Origin of the sequence: Shimia sp. (assembly GCF_965227725.1) — a bacterium.
Classification (GTDB): domain Bacteria; phylum Pseudomonadota; class Alphaproteobacteria; order Rhodobacterales; family Rhodobacteraceae; genus Shimia.
Genome location: NZ_CBDDGH010000006.1, coordinates 359,998 through 377,132 on the forward strand (window position 1 = coordinate 359,998; position 17,135 = coordinate 377,132).

A 17,135-nucleotide genomic window follows, 5' to 3' on the forward strand; every position below is an offset into this window, starting at 1 on the left:
GCAGCCCAAAGCGCTATCTGACTGGCGACACGAGAACGCTTAGCTAGCTCCGGTATTCACGAAAACGGAATAGACTGAGGTTGTGGCGGTGATGAAGAGGACATTCCCGCGCTCGCCACCAAAGGTGAGGTTGGCGACCCGTTCAGGGACCAAAACCTTGCCAATCAGATCCCCAGTTGGCGCAAAGACGTGCACGCCATCATTAGCGGAGCACCAGACGTTGTCATAATGATCGACACGCAACCCATCTGGCAAACCATTGTCGATTTCCGCAAAGTCTCGCACATGCGCTAACTCTCCGTCGGTCAAAACGTCATAGACTTTTAGAACTGACCGTACTGACGCATCATGGCTGCTGCCAGACTCCGCCACATAGAGCCGGCTTTCATCCCTAGAAAAAGCCAACCCATTGGGCTGAACAAAATCTGTTGCAACCGGTTTGATCTCTTGTCCGTCAGGGGCCACACGGTAGACGAAATTACCCTCTTGCTCGGGGTCAGCACGGCTGCCCTCAAGATCCGAAAGGATTCCGTATGTGGGGTCAGAAAACCAGATCGAGCCATCGGAATGTACAATCACATCATTGGGGGAATTTAGCCGCTTCCCCTCATGGGCATCTGCAATGACTTTTTGACTTCCATCATGCTCCGTACGGACCACCGAACGCGTTCCGTGCTGACATGTCACCAAACGCCCCTGCAGATCGCGTGTGTTGCCGTTGGCAAAATTCGAGGGCGTGCGGAATACGCTGGTCCCGCCATCCGGTGTCCAACGGCAGAGGCGCTGGTTCGGAATATCTGAAAACAAAAGCTGCTTATGCGCAGGAAACCAGACGGGACCTTCCGTCCAGACATGACCGCTCGAAATCCGTGTCAGGCTCAGATTTTCGTGAATCAAATCGCGGAACTCGGGCTTAACTATGTCATAGTGCTGTGCACGTGTCATGCTTTGTATCCTTTCCGACTGGCAAGCGTGACGACGCACACAATCACAAACCCTGTAAGGATCAGTCGTATCCCGGCCCCCAGACCATATGAGTTCAGCATCGAGACGATCAGGAACATGAATAGCGCTGCTCCCCAGATACCGGGGACGTTCGAATTACCTCCGCCAATCGAAGACCCACCGATGACGACGACGGCAATCGACATCAACATGTATTCTGTTCCCATGTTCAGGTTGGCTCCGCCGGAAAAACTAGCCAGAAGAAATCCGGCAAGCGCGGCGCAGACAGCAGAGTTCACATAGACGGCAAAGCGTACGATGTTTACCGGCACTCCGCTCAACCGTGCAGCGCGCAGATTTTGCCCGATGGCAGAGATCCAGCGTCCCGCAATGGCCCTCTCCAACAATACATATGCGAAAACCGCCAGTGCGATCCCGACCAGTGCCACATTGGGTACACCCAGGGTGCCCCCTGTTGCGAATTCTGCCAGAGGTTCGGGCGGTTTGATCCGCAAGCCACGGTTGGACCAAATCGCCAGAGATTGGTAGAGAAACGACGCAGCCAGCGTGGCAATAATCGGCGGGATGCGCAGCAGCAGGATCAGAGCGAAATTCAGGATTCCACTGCCCATGCCCACACCGATCGCAATCAAGAACCCGGGCAGGATCAACTCAGTTTGCGTGTCCATGAATTTCAGTGCCAAGGTCGCCGCCAGCGTCATAGAGGCGGGGATCGACAAATCAACATTGCCCGGGCCCATGGTGATCACAAGCATCTGCCCGATACCGACAATGGCCGAAAAAGACGCAAAGGTTAGTGCCGTATAGAGAAGCGATCCGGCTGCGGACCCTGCAACCAAACTGGTCGCAGCAAATGTCAGCGTCGCCGCAATATAAGCCCAAAGCCAAGGTTTGCGGATCAGGCCAGAAAGCCGATTGACGCTTGGTTCTAAAGACAGCATCTTGTCAGTCATGCGGTAGCCCCTTTGTGTACAAACAGCAACCGGACCGCCAGAACCAGTATCAAGATCGCGCCCTGCGCACCAATTTGCCAATCCGGTGACAGGCGCAGAAAAGACAGAAAACTGGCCGCCAATGTCAGTGTCAGCGCACCAATCACAGCCCCAAACGGCGAAATGCGCCCGCCGACAAACTCGCCACCACCCAGGATCACCCCAGCTATCGACAAGAGCGTATAGCGCAGCGCGATATTGGCATCGGCGGCTGTCGTGAGCCCAACCAGACACATGCCCGCCAGCACCCCGAACAGCCCAGCCAAACCATACGCCCCCGCGCGCAACTGGACGACAGACCAGCCCGCCCGCTCCATTGCGCGTTCATTTCCTCCGAGCCCCTGCAGGACCACGCCGACCCAGGAACGTTTGATCAGCACATGCACCACAAAAGCAATGATCAGAGGTGCTATCACCGCAATCGGAACCAGAGGTGTTTTGAAAACCATCAAAGCCTTCAGCCACTCAGGGGAAGCGCCACCGGGGGAAGGCAAGATCAACACAGCCAGTCCGCCCCAAACGAAAGACATACCCAGTGTCACCACGATGGCTGGCAGCCCGCGCAACTGTATCAAAGCTCCCAGCGCGGCGTATCCCAGAATGGCAAGCAACAGAATAGAGTAGCCGATTAGTGGCGTGTCATGCACAAATGTCGCTGTCACACAGGCGCAAAAACTGACAAAGGCACCGATGGAGAGGTCAATATCATTGACCATGATAATCATCATCTGGGCAATCGTCGCCAAGGCAACAGGAATCGCCAGATTGAACAGCAGATTTAGCCCGAAATAGCTCATGGCGCGGGGTTGTAAGTAGAAGACGGCGCCCAAGAGCACCGCCAGTGACAGAACAGGCAGCAGCAATCGCATCCGTTCAGCAGTCATTGGGCGGCCTCCTGCATTTCGAAGGAAGCACGCAGGATATTCTCTTCGGTTATTTCTTCGCCAATCAACTCTGCTGCAATTCTACCGGCGCGGAACACAAACACCCGGTCGCACTCCAAAATTTCGTCCGTTTCCGTAGAATACCAAAGAAAGCTTCGACCCTTGGCAGCTTCATCTTGAAGCATCTGATAAACTTCTTTCTTAGTGCCCACATCTACACCGCGCATTGGATCGTCCATCAGCACGATCGGTGCAGCAGAGGCAAGCGCGCGGGCAAACAGTACCTTTTGCTGATTGCCGCCTGACAAGGACAGGATCGGATTACGTAAATTATCGGTGCGAATACCGATCCGCTCTTTCCAGCTCTGCACCAATCCAACCTCTGCGCCATGATCCACCATGGCCCTACGGCTGAACTCGTTCAGGGTGGTCAGTGAAAGGTTGCGCAGGATCGACCAAAGCGGCATCACTCCGTCACGGGATCGGTCGCCGGCGACGAATACGACTTCCGGTGTCTTTGTCGTTTTCCACAAGGGGGAATGATCAAAATAGATTTGCGCCAGCGCTTCGGCCTGCCCATGCCCGGCTAGACCGGCAAGACCTACAATTTCACCTTTACGAGCGCTCAAGCCGTTTTCGGCACGGATCACTTCATCTCCGAGCGGGCGGTTAGCACGATCGACCACCGCCTCATCATGATCTGGTGCAACATGGCCCATCGCATCCACGATACTGCTACGTGTAAACGCTCGGGCAGGTCGATCGTCGACAATTTGGCCGTCTTTCATGATGATGATCCGGGTCGCGACCTCAAAAATCTCTCCCATCATGTGAGAGATAAACAGAACAGCCCCGCCTGCAGCACAAAACCGGTTGATGTGAGCCAGTAATTGCTGAGCAATCGCAGCGTCGAGCGACGATGTTGGCTCATCCAGAATAACAAGGCTGGGTTCACTATCCCGATCGGCAAACGCAATGGCGATCTCAACCATCTGCCGTTGCGCAATGGTCAAGGCACCCACGGTGGCATGTGGGCGGATGTCATGCCCGGGAAAAACCAAATCCAGCGCATCAGTAACTTTTTGCTGCGCAGTGCGCCGCCAATTTCTACGTGGCATGTTCCGGTACGGGATCCGCAGGTTTTCCAGAACGGTAAGATTGGGACAAAGGGATAGCTCTTGAAACACGCTACGAATTCCAGCGTTTCGCGCGTTCTCACTGTTTGTCATCGCGCTAGTGGCATAGCGATGCGTCACCCCTCCACCTGTCGGCGAAAGCCGTCCGTTGATCACATTAGCCAAGGTCGACTTACCCGCGCCATTGTGCCCCACCAGACCAACACATTCCCCGGTTGCCACGGTCACCGTGGCTTGGCGCAAGGCATGAACAGGGCCAAAGGACATATCCGCCGCGTCGAGCGAGACAACCGGCGCATCTAGTGCGCCGGGTATCGTTTGAGTATCAGGCATAAATTATTTGGCCGCCGCAATCACATCTTTGGCCTGTTGCAGCGTGTATTCCACGTTTGCGACCGACCCCTTAGGTGTGGTTTGCAGCGCCTCTTCCAGAGAGGCATCCGAAATAGTCAGAAAGGGAACGGTCAAATCCTTGGGAACGTTATTTCCATCGAGAACCTGTTGTGCCACCCAAAATGCGAGTGTGCTGACACCCGGAGCAATGGACAGCGAAGTGGTCTGATACCCGTTGGCCGCTTTTTCGTCAGCCCACCATTGCAATTCATCCTGACGATTGCCCATCACAATCGTCGGCATCGCACGATCCGTTGCGCCAATCGCCTGCGCGGCGCCATATCCATCGCCCCCTTGGGTCACGACGCCTACAATATCGGGCAGGCTGGGCAATATACCGGCGACGGCTTTCTGCGCCACGTCCTGAGCCCAATCACCATGAACCGACCCGACAACTTCGAAATTCGTGTTCTTGATCTCATCATGAATGCCTGCGCTGATCTCGTCGTCAACAAAAACCCCAGCAAGTCCACGGATCTCAAGAAGGTTGCCGCCATCGGGATAGCGCTCAGCCAAGTATTTTACCTGCTCACGTCCCATCTGCTGAAAGTCGACAGCAATGCGCCATGCACAGGGCTCTTGCACAATACCGTCAAACGATACAACGGTAATGCCTGCATCGCAGGCTGCCTTGACTGCGCCGTTGATGGCTGTCGGCGACGCAGCGTTTACAACGATAGCGTCATAGCCCTGCAGGATCATGTTCTGAATTTGAGCCGCCTGTTCGGTGGCCTGATTTTCGGAAGTCGTGAACGCGTCAGCCGCGGCAACGACGCCATCAGCCACCGCTGCGTCACCATTCTTCTGCCAGCTTTCAAGCATCGCCTGGCGCCATGAGTTTCCCGCGTAGTTGTTGGACAACGCAATACGTTTGTCTGATGTGTCTGCTATGCCAGGTGTCGCAGCCAAAGCGGCTAATCCTGTCGTAGCACCCAATAAAATGGCCTTAAGTTTCATGGTATCCTCCCAGAGCGGCCACACTGCCGCACATGCATTCTTTGCCCCCCAAAGGGGCCTGCGTGACAAAGATTCCGAGTTTCGGCGATAAGGGTAAGAGTAGTCCGCGCGCATTGCTTGCGGCTTCCCGCAAAGAGCCTGCGGCAACCCGCATGACACGCGGCATCGCTCTGGCTATAGTTTCAAGGCCTGCTTTGCAAAGGGTCGTAAATGGCTGATCTTGCCTATTACCTGCGGATCTCAAACCATCTGGCAGGAAACCTCGATATCAAATCCGCGCTGCGCTCGGTCAAATCCGAGATCGACCGCATTTTGCATGTGGACCACTTGGATGTATGTCTCGTCGATGAAAACGGGCAGCTCAACACAAGTTACGAAGTCGGCCTGCGCACCAGTTGGAGCCGTACGCGCGCTCCGGTCGCGGTGTCACCTGTGCGCGATATCCTGACCGGCAAGTGTGACAGCCTGCTAACGGGCAACGCCTTGGAAGACCCCCGTTACATATTTGAAGGCGCAGATGCAGGGCCGATCATACGGCACCAGTTGCGCAGTCGTGTTAATGTCGCAATGAAGGTGCTGGGCCGCACTATTGGCGCCCTCAACTGCTCATCCCAACAGCCAGACTACTATGACAAAAACGCCGTCGAGCAGGTACGCAATATTGCCGATATTTTAGCACCCTATTTTTATGCGTTGCGCGCCACCGAACAAGCCAAACGCGAGGCCATTAAGCGCGCTGAACTGCAGGCGCGCGAAGAAGGCTTGCGGCTTGGGGCGTCAAGTCTAACCGATGCTCTGGAACAGGAACGCCAGCGGATTGGCATGGACCTGCATGACCAAACGCTGGCGGACCTGACGCGGATAAGCCGCGAGTTGGAATGCTGCAAATCGCAACGAGATATCGCGGCGTTACGCGACCATATGCAAAGATGCATACAGGATTTGCGAACCATCATAGACATGTCGATCCCTTCTCTGTTGGAACTTTTTGGGTTTCAGCACGCAGTTCGTACACATTTGGAGCGTGCCGTAGGGCCGGACCAACAAATGCAGATTGATGTCCGCGACTTGTCTGATGGGCTTGTCGATCAGTTACCGCAAGCAAAACGGATTGCACTGTTTCGGATCGCGCAAGAGGCGATTAACAACGCTGTTCGCCACGCGCAGGCGCAATCCATCACAGTCGAGATCGCCTGCCGCGACGGTTTGTATCTATCGGTACACGATGATGGTCAAACACATCCCGCACTGACGCCAGCAAGAGCATCGGGCGGTCTGATGCATATGCGCACCCGCGCCAGGCTCATCGCCGCACAGTTCGATATCTCCTACTCCAATGGCACCGAAGTCATCGTCTGTCTGCCGACATCAGAGTGCACCAGCAAGGACGAGATGCCAGCATGAAGATTCTCCTGGTTGAAGATGATGCCATGCATGCCAACTACCTCATGGAACTGGTCTACGAAGCGCTGCCTGAAGCTATAGAAGTGGAATTGGCTACAAACGGGCGCGAGGGTGAACAGATGGCTCGCGACGATGCTGTCGAAGCGATTGTGATGGACCTGCGCATGAAAGAGCGCAACGGGATTGAGGCCGCGCGCACGATTTGGGCCGAACGGCCGAGCACGCGCATTCTGTTCTGGTCAAACTATTCAGACGAAGCTTACCTGCGCGGCATTGCGCGGATCGTCCCTAAAGAAGCCGCCTATGGGTACGTACTCAAAACCGCGAGCCCCTCTCGCATGCAATTAGCCTTGCGCGCGGTGCTGGTGGAAGGGCAAATCATGGTCGACCGCGAGATACATCAGATTCAGAGCGAGCAGAGCCGCTCAAGTGAAGCATTAACAGAAGTCGAGTTGGCCATTCTTTCCGATTTGGCTCTGGGACTACCGGACAAGATCATAGCGCAGCGTCGCAAACTCGCCCTACGGACTGTGCAGAACCGTTTGCTGTCGATCTATGAAAAGTTGGACGTCAATGACCTGCCCCTGGCGAATGCTGATGTAGCGATCAACAAGCGCGTCAGGGCAGTGTCAAAAGCGATGCGCATCCACATCTTGAATACCGAGGTCATCTCATCTGCGGAAAAAGACCTTGGTGAATGGTTAAGCAGAGCGTCTCTTGGACCCTGAGTTTTGGGATTAACATTTAGCCTATCGCTCTATCACCGCCAATTCTTGCCTGAATAACCCGCTAATCGATTACTTACCCTCGCAAAGCGCAAGACTTTTCGAAAAAAGACAAATACCAAAACCGACCTAGATTTCGGTCAAATTTTTCTCAAAGTAACGATCTCAGCGAAATCGGTAACGATCCGGTAATGCCGCCTGTTCCTGATGCACCCGAATACCAAGGAGGGCATCATGACTAGAGAAGCAAATGTTGCTTACGCCACCACTAAAGTTTCGGAATCCAGCCAAGTGGTCGAGGTACTCAAGTGCAGTGCGGCAGCAATTCCTCTGAGTGCATTGGCCGTTGAAACTCACTGCAACGGCGAGGCTGACGCATTTCCTGGCACATGGCCAACCCGGTTTTCCAAAGGGTTGGAACACAATGCTTTCGGAATCGTCACAACGTATTCCTACAACAACTTTTTTGAGGAAATTTCAGATCCTAGCTACACCGACAACATGGGGAACCGGATCGCGCTTTTTGATTCACCGGCATATTGCGGCAGTTTCCAAACCCGTCCTAATGCGGAAGGTAGTGAATTTTCTTGGCGCAATTGGGACATGCCCCTTGCGTACCATCAATTGGTCGCGCAAGCACCAGAAGCAAATTCTGTTGCCTTGGCGCCGGCGCCTTGCCTGGGGTCGGATGAGTTGGCAGCCGAAATGGCTGAACTTTATGCCATGGCGTATCTCCGGGATCTTTCCTTTGAAGCCATGCGGACCAGCAAGACTTCTCAGCGAGTCGCTGCTGCCTTATCCAATATGCCTTGGTTTGACCCTGAGCAAACGCCAACCGATGCCGAAGGCAATCCGCTCAGCATGGTCTCCTCCAACAGGCGCACGCGAGATGGCGAAAACCTGACGCCGCAAACTCTTTTCCGCGGGTCGAGTGCCGGTTGCGCCGATGGCCCTTATGTTTCGCAGTTTTTACTGCAAGGGGCTGCTGCGCCAGAAGACAAAGGCTATGCACCTCGAGATGAACGCGCTCAAAGTAAGATCGGGCGTTGGGACCAGCGGATCACCGAGCGTGCACCCGGAGTGGATTATCTGCGCGACTGGGCAGAGTGGCTGGATGTTCAAAACGGCGCCAATACGAAAAAAGAGCTCGCTGCTTTTGAAGGCACAAAAAAGTATATTGAAACGCCGCGTGACCTAGCAACGCTGGCCTGCTCGGACGCGTCTTGTAAGCCCTATCTAAATACAGCCGCATTGCTGTTTGATTGGAACACCAAAAGTGATCTTGGCATGCCCAAAATCGAGGATAAGCGTCATTTCGACGGCTCAGAAGAAGCGCATCTTTTGTCTCTTTTGAAAGAGACCGCCAAACGGGCGCACAGGGCCTCTTGGCAACAGAAATTTGAGACGCACAACCGGGCGCGCCCCGAAAAACTGGGCAGCGTGGCTTGCTTGATTGAAAACGGCTACGGCGCAGAGCTTGGTGCGGCGGAGGCGATGGCCACTCAGCACGTGGACAAGCTGGGATCAGCCTCAACCGAGGACTTCAACCTGATTGAGGCGATTGTTGCAGCTCCCTCTGAACGACGCTTCAAGCACAACACACGCTCTTGGAGCCGCCTGCCCGAAATGACACGCAACCTATTGTTGCCAATGGCTTCTCCGGGAGGATCGCCCATGCATCCTTCCTATGGGGCCGGGCATGCAACGATAGCTGGAGGGTGTGTGACTGTACTCAAAGCATTTTTCCGCACCCATGACGCAGACCAGCGACCGATGTCGTTGAAAGAGGCCGGTGCGCCAGCTGCATTTGTGCCGGAAGACGGAGGCCTGAACCTAAAGGAAACAAAGGGTGACGATGCGCCTGACGTGCTGACCTTGAACGGTGAGTTGAACAAACTGGCTGAAAACATGTCCCTCGCGGGCTGCATGGCCGGTGTGAATTATTATAGCGACAGTTTCGACAGCCTGCGCATGGGCGAGCGGATTGCTGTCGGCATCTTAGCGGAACATATGGCGACCTTCCGTTCTAATGTGACCATGACGCTTGAAACCTTCGATGGTGACATTCTAACGATCTCTGGCAATGGGGCCGGCAGCTCTGAAATCCGCGTATCTGGCTGTAGCCTGAGCGATTGGTGGACCCGCCACCTGCCACCGCAACCCCAATCGTGACAGGCGAGCAAAAACGACATACCGGCGAATGCCTCAGTGGCCGCGCCGGTGAATTCTTCACCATCCCCAGCAGAGCTTGCCCCAATCTATGCTCTGTGGGACGGCGCGGTCGCAGGGCCTTTCTTGCGGCCGCACTAACTTAATCCCGAATTGTTTGAGGGACGTAACGATGTACATTTTTCAGTCGCCTGGACGCGCGGACCCGGATGTAAGCGATGCGGTTCTTGCCGTATGGAACGACACTATCCTCGACTTGATAAATTCGCACAAAGCCAGCCCCTTTTTGGTCACTGACCCGTCGAAGATCGCTGATGGCAAAATCGCTCATTCCATCAAATGGCCAGCGAACCCGCGTGAACCTTTGGATTGTCTGGGCGAAGAACTGGCTGTTCAACTTTCGGACTGGGGATGGCCCGGACGGGCAGAACTACATAATGAATACCTGGAATATGCGCTGGTTATGCGCCCTGACAGCGATGGAAATCTGCGGCCCAAACGGTTCATTGCGACAACCGAACTGATGGAGTGGTGGCAAGCGATGGCGGTTCATGACCTGCCTTACTTCCTGCAGCGTGTGACCAGTATCACTGGCCGACGTTATGAGGCCGAAGAGCTGTTTGGCATCCCTGAGCAGCAATGGAATAGCTTAACTGTCAAAACCCGCACCGAAACCTTCCGCAGAAGATTGGTTGGGTTCGGCAGGGCACAACCGCCTGAACACCCATTAAATATGGAACATGTGCTTTTCATGGCCGAAAACATCAACGGGCTCAGCGATCTGATTTTTGTCGTGCATTTCGGGTCATTTCCCTATGCGGTCAATCAGGATGGCAAACGCAGACGCGCCAAACTGGAAGAAATCTTCCTGTCGGTAGATCGCGAAGATCTTTATTGCCGCAATGCTGATGCCGGCGCAGCTCAGGCAGCCTACGATCAGGTTTTCTTACGCGGCAAAAACCCGCCTCAGGGGCGGGTGATGGCCTTTGCCAATCCTTTGGGGGTTTACCTGCGTGCGCTCAGAACCAAGGATCTGAGCCTTGATGGTGAACCTGTTCCACAAGAATGGGGGCGCTTTTCTCGAGGAACAGACGGCATGATGATGCGGCTTGAGTTCGGCCCCGGCGACGAGGATCCGCATTTTCTGGATGATCTGCTTTGGACCAATGGGGCGCGAACGTCGCCTGTGTCAGGCTACCTTTTGGCGCGCTTGATCGAGGTGGGACCGCTGGTTGTGATCGGAGATACGCCGCGGCCGATCGCCAATGATGAGTTTCGCGACATCCCCACGCGACCGTGTGCCTCAATTACCCGCGGGCTGCCGAGCTATGAAAGATGCAAACAGATTGCCACCTTTGCTGATCAATATGAAAATCCGTTAGGGGTGGTTCCCGGCACGCGGGGTTTGCGCGAAAGTTAACGCAGCCCTAGCAGTTTGATGAGCTCATCAGCTCCTAATCGGCACGGCCTTTACAACACGCAGCGGTATGGCTGCGGCGGTCATGTCAAACACAGCGACCGGGTTACCCAAGACATTGGCCGCGTGCTCCAAAGCGCGATTAAGATCGGGTGGCAAAGTTTGCCATGCTTCGCGGCTAAACTCTTGCTGCGGCGACATCGGCCGATCCCCTCGCGCACCACGGTAGAGCTCAAAGAAACGCGCCTCCTCAGCATCCATATCCTTTGGCGTGACTCCTTTGTGCTCTAAGGTGACCATATTGCGCCACGATACAATTGCTTCCCCTGCCGCGCTCAACGCGCCCTGCTCCAAATCGTTGGCAAAAGCCGTGCCATAGCTAGGCCGCCCACCATCGAAATCACTGCACACGACGCGCACAAGTAGCCCAATGTCGTGGACCGGCTGCACATGAATGTCGAGTTTACGCAAATGCCGCGACAGCCACGCATTTAGGGCTTGCGGCAAACAGTGTGGCGCGACGCGGTGTGTATACTCCCCGATCTGATCCAAGGCATGCTCAAGGCATTCATAGACCGCGCGCAAGGCAGCATCAGCATGTGTTTGTCCTGCTGCGGCCCCTTTGGAGGTAACGGTGCCATTGGTGTCTGGCGCCCCAATCGCCAAGGCCGCCCTCGGCATTTCATGTAAACCCCCATCTGAGGCAATCAGACTTTGGCAGGTCTGATCCTGATCTGAACTGTATTGCAGGGCGTAACGCTCAATTGCCTCAAAACCCGACAATCGCGCAGCCTCTTCAGGGGTATCAGCCACCCCGAAAGCCACCCGGCGCTTGATCGATCCTGGCGGAGAAATGGTGCCCTCACGGAGCTCTATCAGCCGAAACGCAACGTGAATTGGGGCGCTGTCAGGAAAGTCAGCGAAGGATGTTTTGGAAATGAGCTTCCCCGTTTCGGCACTTTGAATGAATGTGTCGGTCATTTTCAGTTCCGGCAAACTGCTTAAGGGGCTATTAACTATTATTATTGAACCAGAAAAAGGACTTTTGGAATGGCACGATTGAAACTGAATGACAGTTTCTCACTTAAGGAACTTGGTCACGCAATTCTTGAGCTGGCGGCCGCGTCCGATCAGTCGCAAGGTGCAAACCGCGAAGCAGGCGAAAAAACCGTTCGGGACATGTTCGCCGGCACCAGCGAAAGCGGCGAGTCCCTGAACCCGGAGATTACTTTTGTATATGACAGCCCAAAACAGGTTCACGTGGTGATCCCGGATATCTCCTTAAAGAGAGGCAAACCCGAACCCTCCCCTCTGGACGAGTATGATCTGCGCGACATCGCAGCCGAAGCTATGGGTGAAATCTCGGTCCGCGGGTGCGGCAAGTAACAAAGGCTTTGCGGCCTGTCTGACGGATGACCATGAGCCAAGCTCGAACCAAGATTTTCCTTTCGGGCCCGTTTCAGATCATCTGCGATGATGGGCGGGACGCAACGCCGCGCGGCACCAAGGCCAAAGCGCTGATCGCGCTAGTCTTATTGTCAAAAAACACGGTCCGCAGCCGGGTCTGGATTCAGGACCGGCTGTGGAGCACAAGCGCACCGGCGCAGGGAGCCTCTTCGCTGCGCAAAGAGCTGAGCGTGCTGACCAAACATTTCGGCAAGTTCGGCCTCGATTTTCTAGAAATCGATCGTGAAACCGTTTCCATCAAACTGGACACGCTCGAAGTCGATTTGTTTGATGTGCAATTGTTGCCGGACCGCTCTGAATTGCTCGAAGGACTGGACGTCGCTGATCCGGAATTTGAGGACTGGCTGACCGTAGAACGGCAGGCCTATTGGGATCTCGAAACAAGTGTGGAAACCCCTAACGGATTGCCGTTTCAGCCAAGAGGGCTACCCCAATGGGGACGTCAGCGCCCCACCATTATGGTCGAACAGATGGAGCAGGTCGGCAGTGATGCCGAATTGGATATTGCAGCGAGCTCAATCCACGACGAACTCATGTTCTTACTCGGAACGCTTTCCGATGTGATTGAATTGCGGGATGCCAGCCGCCAGGAAGGCCCGGTCGAGGGGTACATCTTAAGCGGGCGGGTGATCATCGGCGCCGAGGGTATGCGTGTTTCTGCTCAGTTGACCTCGTCACTCGACAAAACCTGTCTTTGGGCGGGACGTTTCCGGTTTCAGGCACAAGACACGTTTAATGCCGTCGAAGAAATTTCAATGCAGGTCGTACAGGCCTTGCAGCTGAACCTGCGTGACGGCCACTGGTCCGATATCTGGTCCTCGCGCACCACCACAACCGAAATCTGGACCGCCTTTCAGCAAGGTCGCATTCAGGAAAGCCACACCACACAGGACGGGCTAAGGCGTGCAATCCAACAATATGAGACCTGTCTGTCACTGGATGAGGGCTATTTGCCTGCCCACGTCGCGATCGGGTTTTGCCGGTTAGACATGATCCGTTTGGGCATGGACACCACGCCTGAGCAAACACTCAATCAGGTGATATCTACCTGCCAGACTCTGCGTGTACGCCACCCCAATGACGCTTATTGCGCAGCACTTGAGGCATTTACCCGCAATGTCGCTGGCGAAACCGGCGAGGCTTGCCGCCTTATGCAACAAGTTCTGGATCAGTTTCAGAACAGTCCCGAACTGCTCGGATATCACGCAGGGCTTTTGGGGTATGACGATCAACTCGACGGCGAGATCGCCTTGTGCCGTCAAGCCCTCGCACTTACCCCCCACCCGCCCATCTGGATTGAGGCCAATTTGGCCATGGCGCTGGCCTTATCCGGCGACCAGAGCGCATGGCAACACGCACATAATGTGCTGCGCGTCAGCCCAGGCAGCGTACGCGCGCGTGTGGTACTATGTGTTCTGTCCGCTGACGCAAACAACCTGCCACTCGCCCGCAGACACGCCCGGCAGATCCGTGATCTACAACCCAGCTTTACCGCAGAAAACTGGGCCTGGCCGACCTGTTTCAAGAATGCTGAGCATTATACTTGGGTTGCAAACCTCCTGCGCGTTGCTGGGTTGTGAGCGGCGGCCAACACCTACAAGTCGGTGATGGTGCCTTCGAACAGTTCGGCTGCTAATCCTATTGTCTCCGACAAAGTTGGATGAGGGTGAACGGTTAATGCGATATCTTCTGCATCCGCTCCCATTTCTATCGCCAAGGCGATCTCAGCGATCAGATCGCCCGCGCCCTGACCAACAACTCCCCCTCCAAGAATTCGCTTGGTATCGGGGTCAAAGATCAATTTGGTCAATCCCTCATCACGCCCCATGGATAAAGATCGGCCCGAAGCCATCCACGGGAAAATCGCTTTTTTAAATTTGGTGCCCTGCGCTTTGGCTACCGCTTCTGTTAATCCGACCCAGGCCACCTCAGGATCGCAATAGGCCACGGAGGGGATTACCGCCGCATCAAAGGCTGCCTGATGTCCGGCTATGACTTCAGCCGCGACATGGCCTTCGTGAACGGCCTTATGCGCCAACATCGGTTGGCCGACCACGTCGCCGATGGCAAATATATGCGGCACATTTGTACGCATCTGCCGATCAACATGGATATAGCCCCGCTCGTCGACTTGCAGACCAGCAGCCTCGGCCGAAATTTTCGCCCCGTTCGGACTGCGGCCTACAGCGACGAGAATTTTATCAAAAGTTTTCTGCCATCCGTCGTCGCCTTTCTCGAAAGTAACAACCAGACCATCCTGGCTGGCTTCAACTGCGGTAACGCGGGTTTCCAGCAAGATCTCTTTGAACTTGGCCGACAAACGCTTCATCAGTGGCGCAACGATGTCTTTATCAGCGCCCGGAACAATTTGCGGCATCATTTCAACCACCGATACCTCTGAGCCGAAGCGTTGGTAAACTTGGCCTAACTCCATGCCGATGATACCACCTCCCAGAACCAGCATACGGGGCGGAATGTCTTCGAGTTCGAGCGCACCGGTGCTGTCCAGTACGCGGGGGTCATCGGGGAGGAAAGGCAGCTTTATTGGAGCTGAGCCAACCGCAATGATGGCATTTTTGAACGACACGGTCTGATCATCTTCAGCCGTTGAAACCCTTACCTGGTTGGGACCGACAAAGGTCCCATAGCCCTGAACTGTCGTCACCTTACGCTTGCGGGCAAGACCATTCAGACCTCCTGTCAGGCGCGTCACCACGCTGTCCTTCCAATGTCTTACCTTGTTCAGGTCAAAACGCGGTACGCCGTAGTCAACACCATGAGCCGAGACCTCTTCGGCCTCGTCCATAACTTTGGCGACATGCAACAACGCCTTGGAAGGGATACAACCGACATTCAGGCAAACGCCCCCAAGTGTATCGCCGCTGTCGATCAGAATAACCGATTGCCCCAAATCGGCGGCACGAAACGCTGCACTGTAGCCCCCTGGGCCGGCTCCGATCACAACGGTATCAGCGTAAAGGTCGCTGGCTGGAAGTGCTTCTTCGGTTGCCTGTGCCGGATGACTTTGAACTTCACCCGATGTCTTTTTGGGCTGCGACGCCTCGTGCTGTCCTGTGGCCTCCATAGGCTCAATCATCATAACGAGAGAGCCTTTGCTCACAAGATCACCTTCTGAGACAAGAAGCTCTATGACCTTTCCCGTAACAGGCGCCGGAATATCCAGTGTGGCCTTATCGCTTTCCAAAAGCAGGATCGGGTCATCGACCTGAACAACAGCCCCTACATCGACATTGATTTCTATAACCGGAACTTCGGAAAAATCGCCAATATCAGGGATTTCAACTTTGAGTGCCATTCCGCTCTCCAATCACAAGTTGATACGGCGGAAATCCTGCAGGATCGCCTGTACGGTTTTCAGAAAACGAGCGGCGGCAACACCATCAACAACACGGTGGTCCCAGCTGAGGCTCATGGGCTGAATGAGACGCGGCTGGAAGGCAGCGCCATCCCAGACGGGTTGTATGGAGGACCGAACCATGCCCAAAATGGCAACCTCCGGCGCATTTATGATTGGTGTGAAGTTATCACCGCCAATGCCACCCAATGATGAAATCGTGAAGGTTCCGCCCTGCATATCAGCGGGCTTCAACTTTCCGTCGCGCGCCTGCCCCGCCAGCGCGCCCATTTCCACCGCGATCTCTTTGAGGCTCTTTTGATCAACATCTTTGACAACTGGAACGACAAGCCCGTCTGGCGTATCTGCGGCCACACCAATGTGGTAGTAGTCCTTCATCACCAACTCATCACCATCAAGAGAGCTGTTGAATCTGGGATGTTCTTTCAGAGCTGCGACAACCGCTTTGACGACAAAGGCAAGGATGGTCATTTTGGAACCGTCTTTCGCCTCGGCGTTCACCTGTTTGCGAAAATCCTCAAGATCAGTGATATCCGCGCTTTCAAAGTTTGTGACATGCGGAATAACAACAGAATTGCGCGCCAAACTCGGGCCAGAAATACGCGCAATTCGAGACAGCTTTTGTCGCGAAACAGGTCCAAACTTCTCGTACTCCACGGTAGGCCATGCTGGAAGTTCAAGACCCAATCCTGACCTTGCCACTTCGGGTGCGTCACTGGCCGACTGAAGCGCCTTTTTCACAAAACCAGCCACATCTTCGCGAACGATGCGCCCCTTTGCGCCGCTACCAGGAACCTGACTGATATCAACGCCCAACGCGCGCGCGAATTTGCGGATCGACGGCGAGGCGTACACCATGTTGCCGGATGTAGGACCAGGCAGAGGTCGCGAATTCGATACCACGGGTTGTGGCAGCGGTGCAGAGATCTCTGCAGGCGGTGCCGAGAATTCAGCAAAGGGTGCCTCAGCTGGGTCGGGCGCGGATTTCGCATCAACCTCGCTCGCTTCAGCTACTTCCAGACGCAGCACAGGCGCGCCTTCAGAAACAGTATCCCCCTCTGCGACAAGGATCTCGACCACCTTTCCACCTATTGTGGCGGGGACATCCAGCGCGGCTTTGTCGCTTTCCAGCACAAGAATTGTGTCGTCTTCCCTAATTATGTCACCGATCGATACGGAAAGCTCGATCACTGGGACATCATTGAAGTCGCCAATGTCAGGAATGTGCAGGTCGACTGAATTTGTCATT

At 54.9% G+C, this 17,135-nt stretch carries 14 protein-coding genes; 6 read left to right on the forward strand and 8 right to left on the reverse strand.

Annotated elements, in window-relative coordinates; translation table 11 throughout:
• Positions 1-39: 39 nt before the first annotated feature.
• From ACO07T_RS19535 to ACO07T_RS19555, 5 genes are read right to left on the reverse strand one after another with little or no spacing between them, the layout of a single operon-like run.
• Positions 40-945 carry an SMP-30/gluconolactonase/LRE family protein gene (locus tag ACO07T_RS19535; RefSeq protein ID WP_422050785.1) on the reverse strand — a complete coding sequence of 302 codons (906 nt, stop codon included), beginning with the start codon at positions 943-945 and terminating at the stop codon, positions 40-42.
• On the reverse strand, positions 942-1,919 hold the full coding sequence (locus ACO07T_RS19540; RefSeq protein ID WP_422050786.1) for an ABC transporter permease: 978 nt from the start codon (positions 1,917-1,919) through the stop codon (positions 942-944). Before ACO07T_RS19540 ends, ACO07T_RS19535 begins: the two co-directional genes overlap by 4 nt.
• On the reverse strand, positions 1,916-2,842 hold the full coding sequence (locus tag ACO07T_RS19545) for an ABC transporter permease (protein WP_209089839.1): 927 nt from the start codon (positions 2,840-2,842) through the stop codon (positions 1,916-1,918). The genes ACO07T_RS19540 and ACO07T_RS19545 overlap by 4 nt, the downstream gene beginning before the upstream one ends.
• Positions 2,839-4,311, reverse strand: a complete 1,473-nt coding sequence (locus ACO07T_RS19550) for a sugar ABC transporter ATP-binding protein (protein WP_422050787.1) — start codon at positions 4,309-4,311, stop codon at positions 2,839-2,841. Before ACO07T_RS19550 ends, ACO07T_RS19545 begins: the two co-directional genes overlap by 4 nt.
• 3 nt (positions 4,312-4,314) lie before the next feature.
• Positions 4,315-5,328, reverse strand: a complete 1,014-nt coding sequence (locus ACO07T_RS19555) for a substrate-binding domain-containing protein (RefSeq protein ID WP_422050788.1) — start codon at positions 5,326-5,328, stop codon at positions 4,315-4,317.
• Between the two features lie 210 nt (positions 5,329-5,538).
• On the opposite strand from ACO07T_RS19555, the gene ACO07T_RS19560 reads away from it, so the two are divergent.
• From ACO07T_RS19560 to ACO07T_RS19575, 4 genes are all read left to right on the forward strand, one after another.
• On the forward strand, positions 5,539-6,732 hold the full coding sequence (locus ACO07T_RS19560) for an ATP-binding protein (RefSeq protein ID WP_422050789.1): 1,194 nt from the start codon (positions 5,539-5,541) through the stop codon (positions 6,730-6,732).
• A complete protein-coding gene (locus tag ACO07T_RS19565; protein WP_422050790.1) occupies positions 6,729-7,460 on the forward strand; it encodes a response regulator in 732 nt (243 codons plus the stop codon). The genes ACO07T_RS19560 and ACO07T_RS19565 overlap by 4 nt, the downstream gene beginning before the upstream one ends.
• A 231-nt stretch (positions 7,461-7,691) precedes the next feature.
• Entirely contained in the window at positions 7,692-9,629 is a 1,938-nt protein-coding gene (locus ACO07T_RS19570) for a hypothetical protein (RefSeq protein WP_422050791.1), read from the forward strand.
• Between the two features lie 88 nt (positions 9,630-9,717).
• Entirely contained in the window at positions 9,718-11,046 is a 1,329-nt protein-coding gene (locus ACO07T_RS19575) for a hypothetical protein (RefSeq protein ID WP_422050792.1), read from the forward strand.
• A gap of 27 nt (positions 11,047-11,073) precedes the next feature.
• Here ACO07T_RS19575 and ACO07T_RS19580 read toward each other — a convergent pair whose 3' ends face one another.
• Positions 11,074-12,024 carry a YcaO-like family protein gene (locus ACO07T_RS19580; protein WP_422050793.1) on the reverse strand — a complete coding sequence of 317 codons (951 nt, stop codon included), beginning with the start codon at positions 12,022-12,024 and terminating at the stop codon, positions 11,074-11,076.
• Positions 12,025-12,093: 69 nt separating this feature from the next.
• Here ACO07T_RS19580 and ACO07T_RS19585 point away from each other — a divergent pair, with 69 nt between their 5' ends.
• Complete coding sequence (locus tag ACO07T_RS19585) at positions 12,094-12,429, forward strand: hypothetical protein (protein WP_422050794.1); 336 nt, start codon at positions 12,094-12,096, stop codon at positions 12,427-12,429.
• 32 nt (positions 12,430-12,461) lie between these two features.
• Positions 12,462-14,090, forward strand: a complete 1,629-nt coding sequence (locus tag ACO07T_RS19590) for a hypothetical protein (RefSeq protein ID WP_422050795.1) — start codon at positions 12,462-12,464, stop codon at positions 14,088-14,090.
• A gap of 14 nt (positions 14,091-14,104) precedes the next feature.
• On the opposite strand, the gene lpdA is transcribed toward ACO07T_RS19590, so the two are convergent.
• On the reverse strand, positions 14,105-15,826 hold the full coding sequence (lpdA, locus tag ACO07T_RS19595) for a dihydrolipoyl dehydrogenase (protein WP_422050796.1): 1,722 nt from the start codon (positions 15,824-15,826) through the stop codon (positions 14,105-14,107).
• Between the two features lie 12 nt (positions 15,827-15,838).
• Positions 15,839-17,134, reverse strand: a complete 1,296-nt coding sequence (locus ACO07T_RS19600) for a 2-oxo acid dehydrogenase subunit E2 (protein WP_422050797.1) — start codon at positions 17,132-17,134, stop codon at positions 15,839-15,841.
• Position 17,135 lies beyond the last annotated feature (1 nt).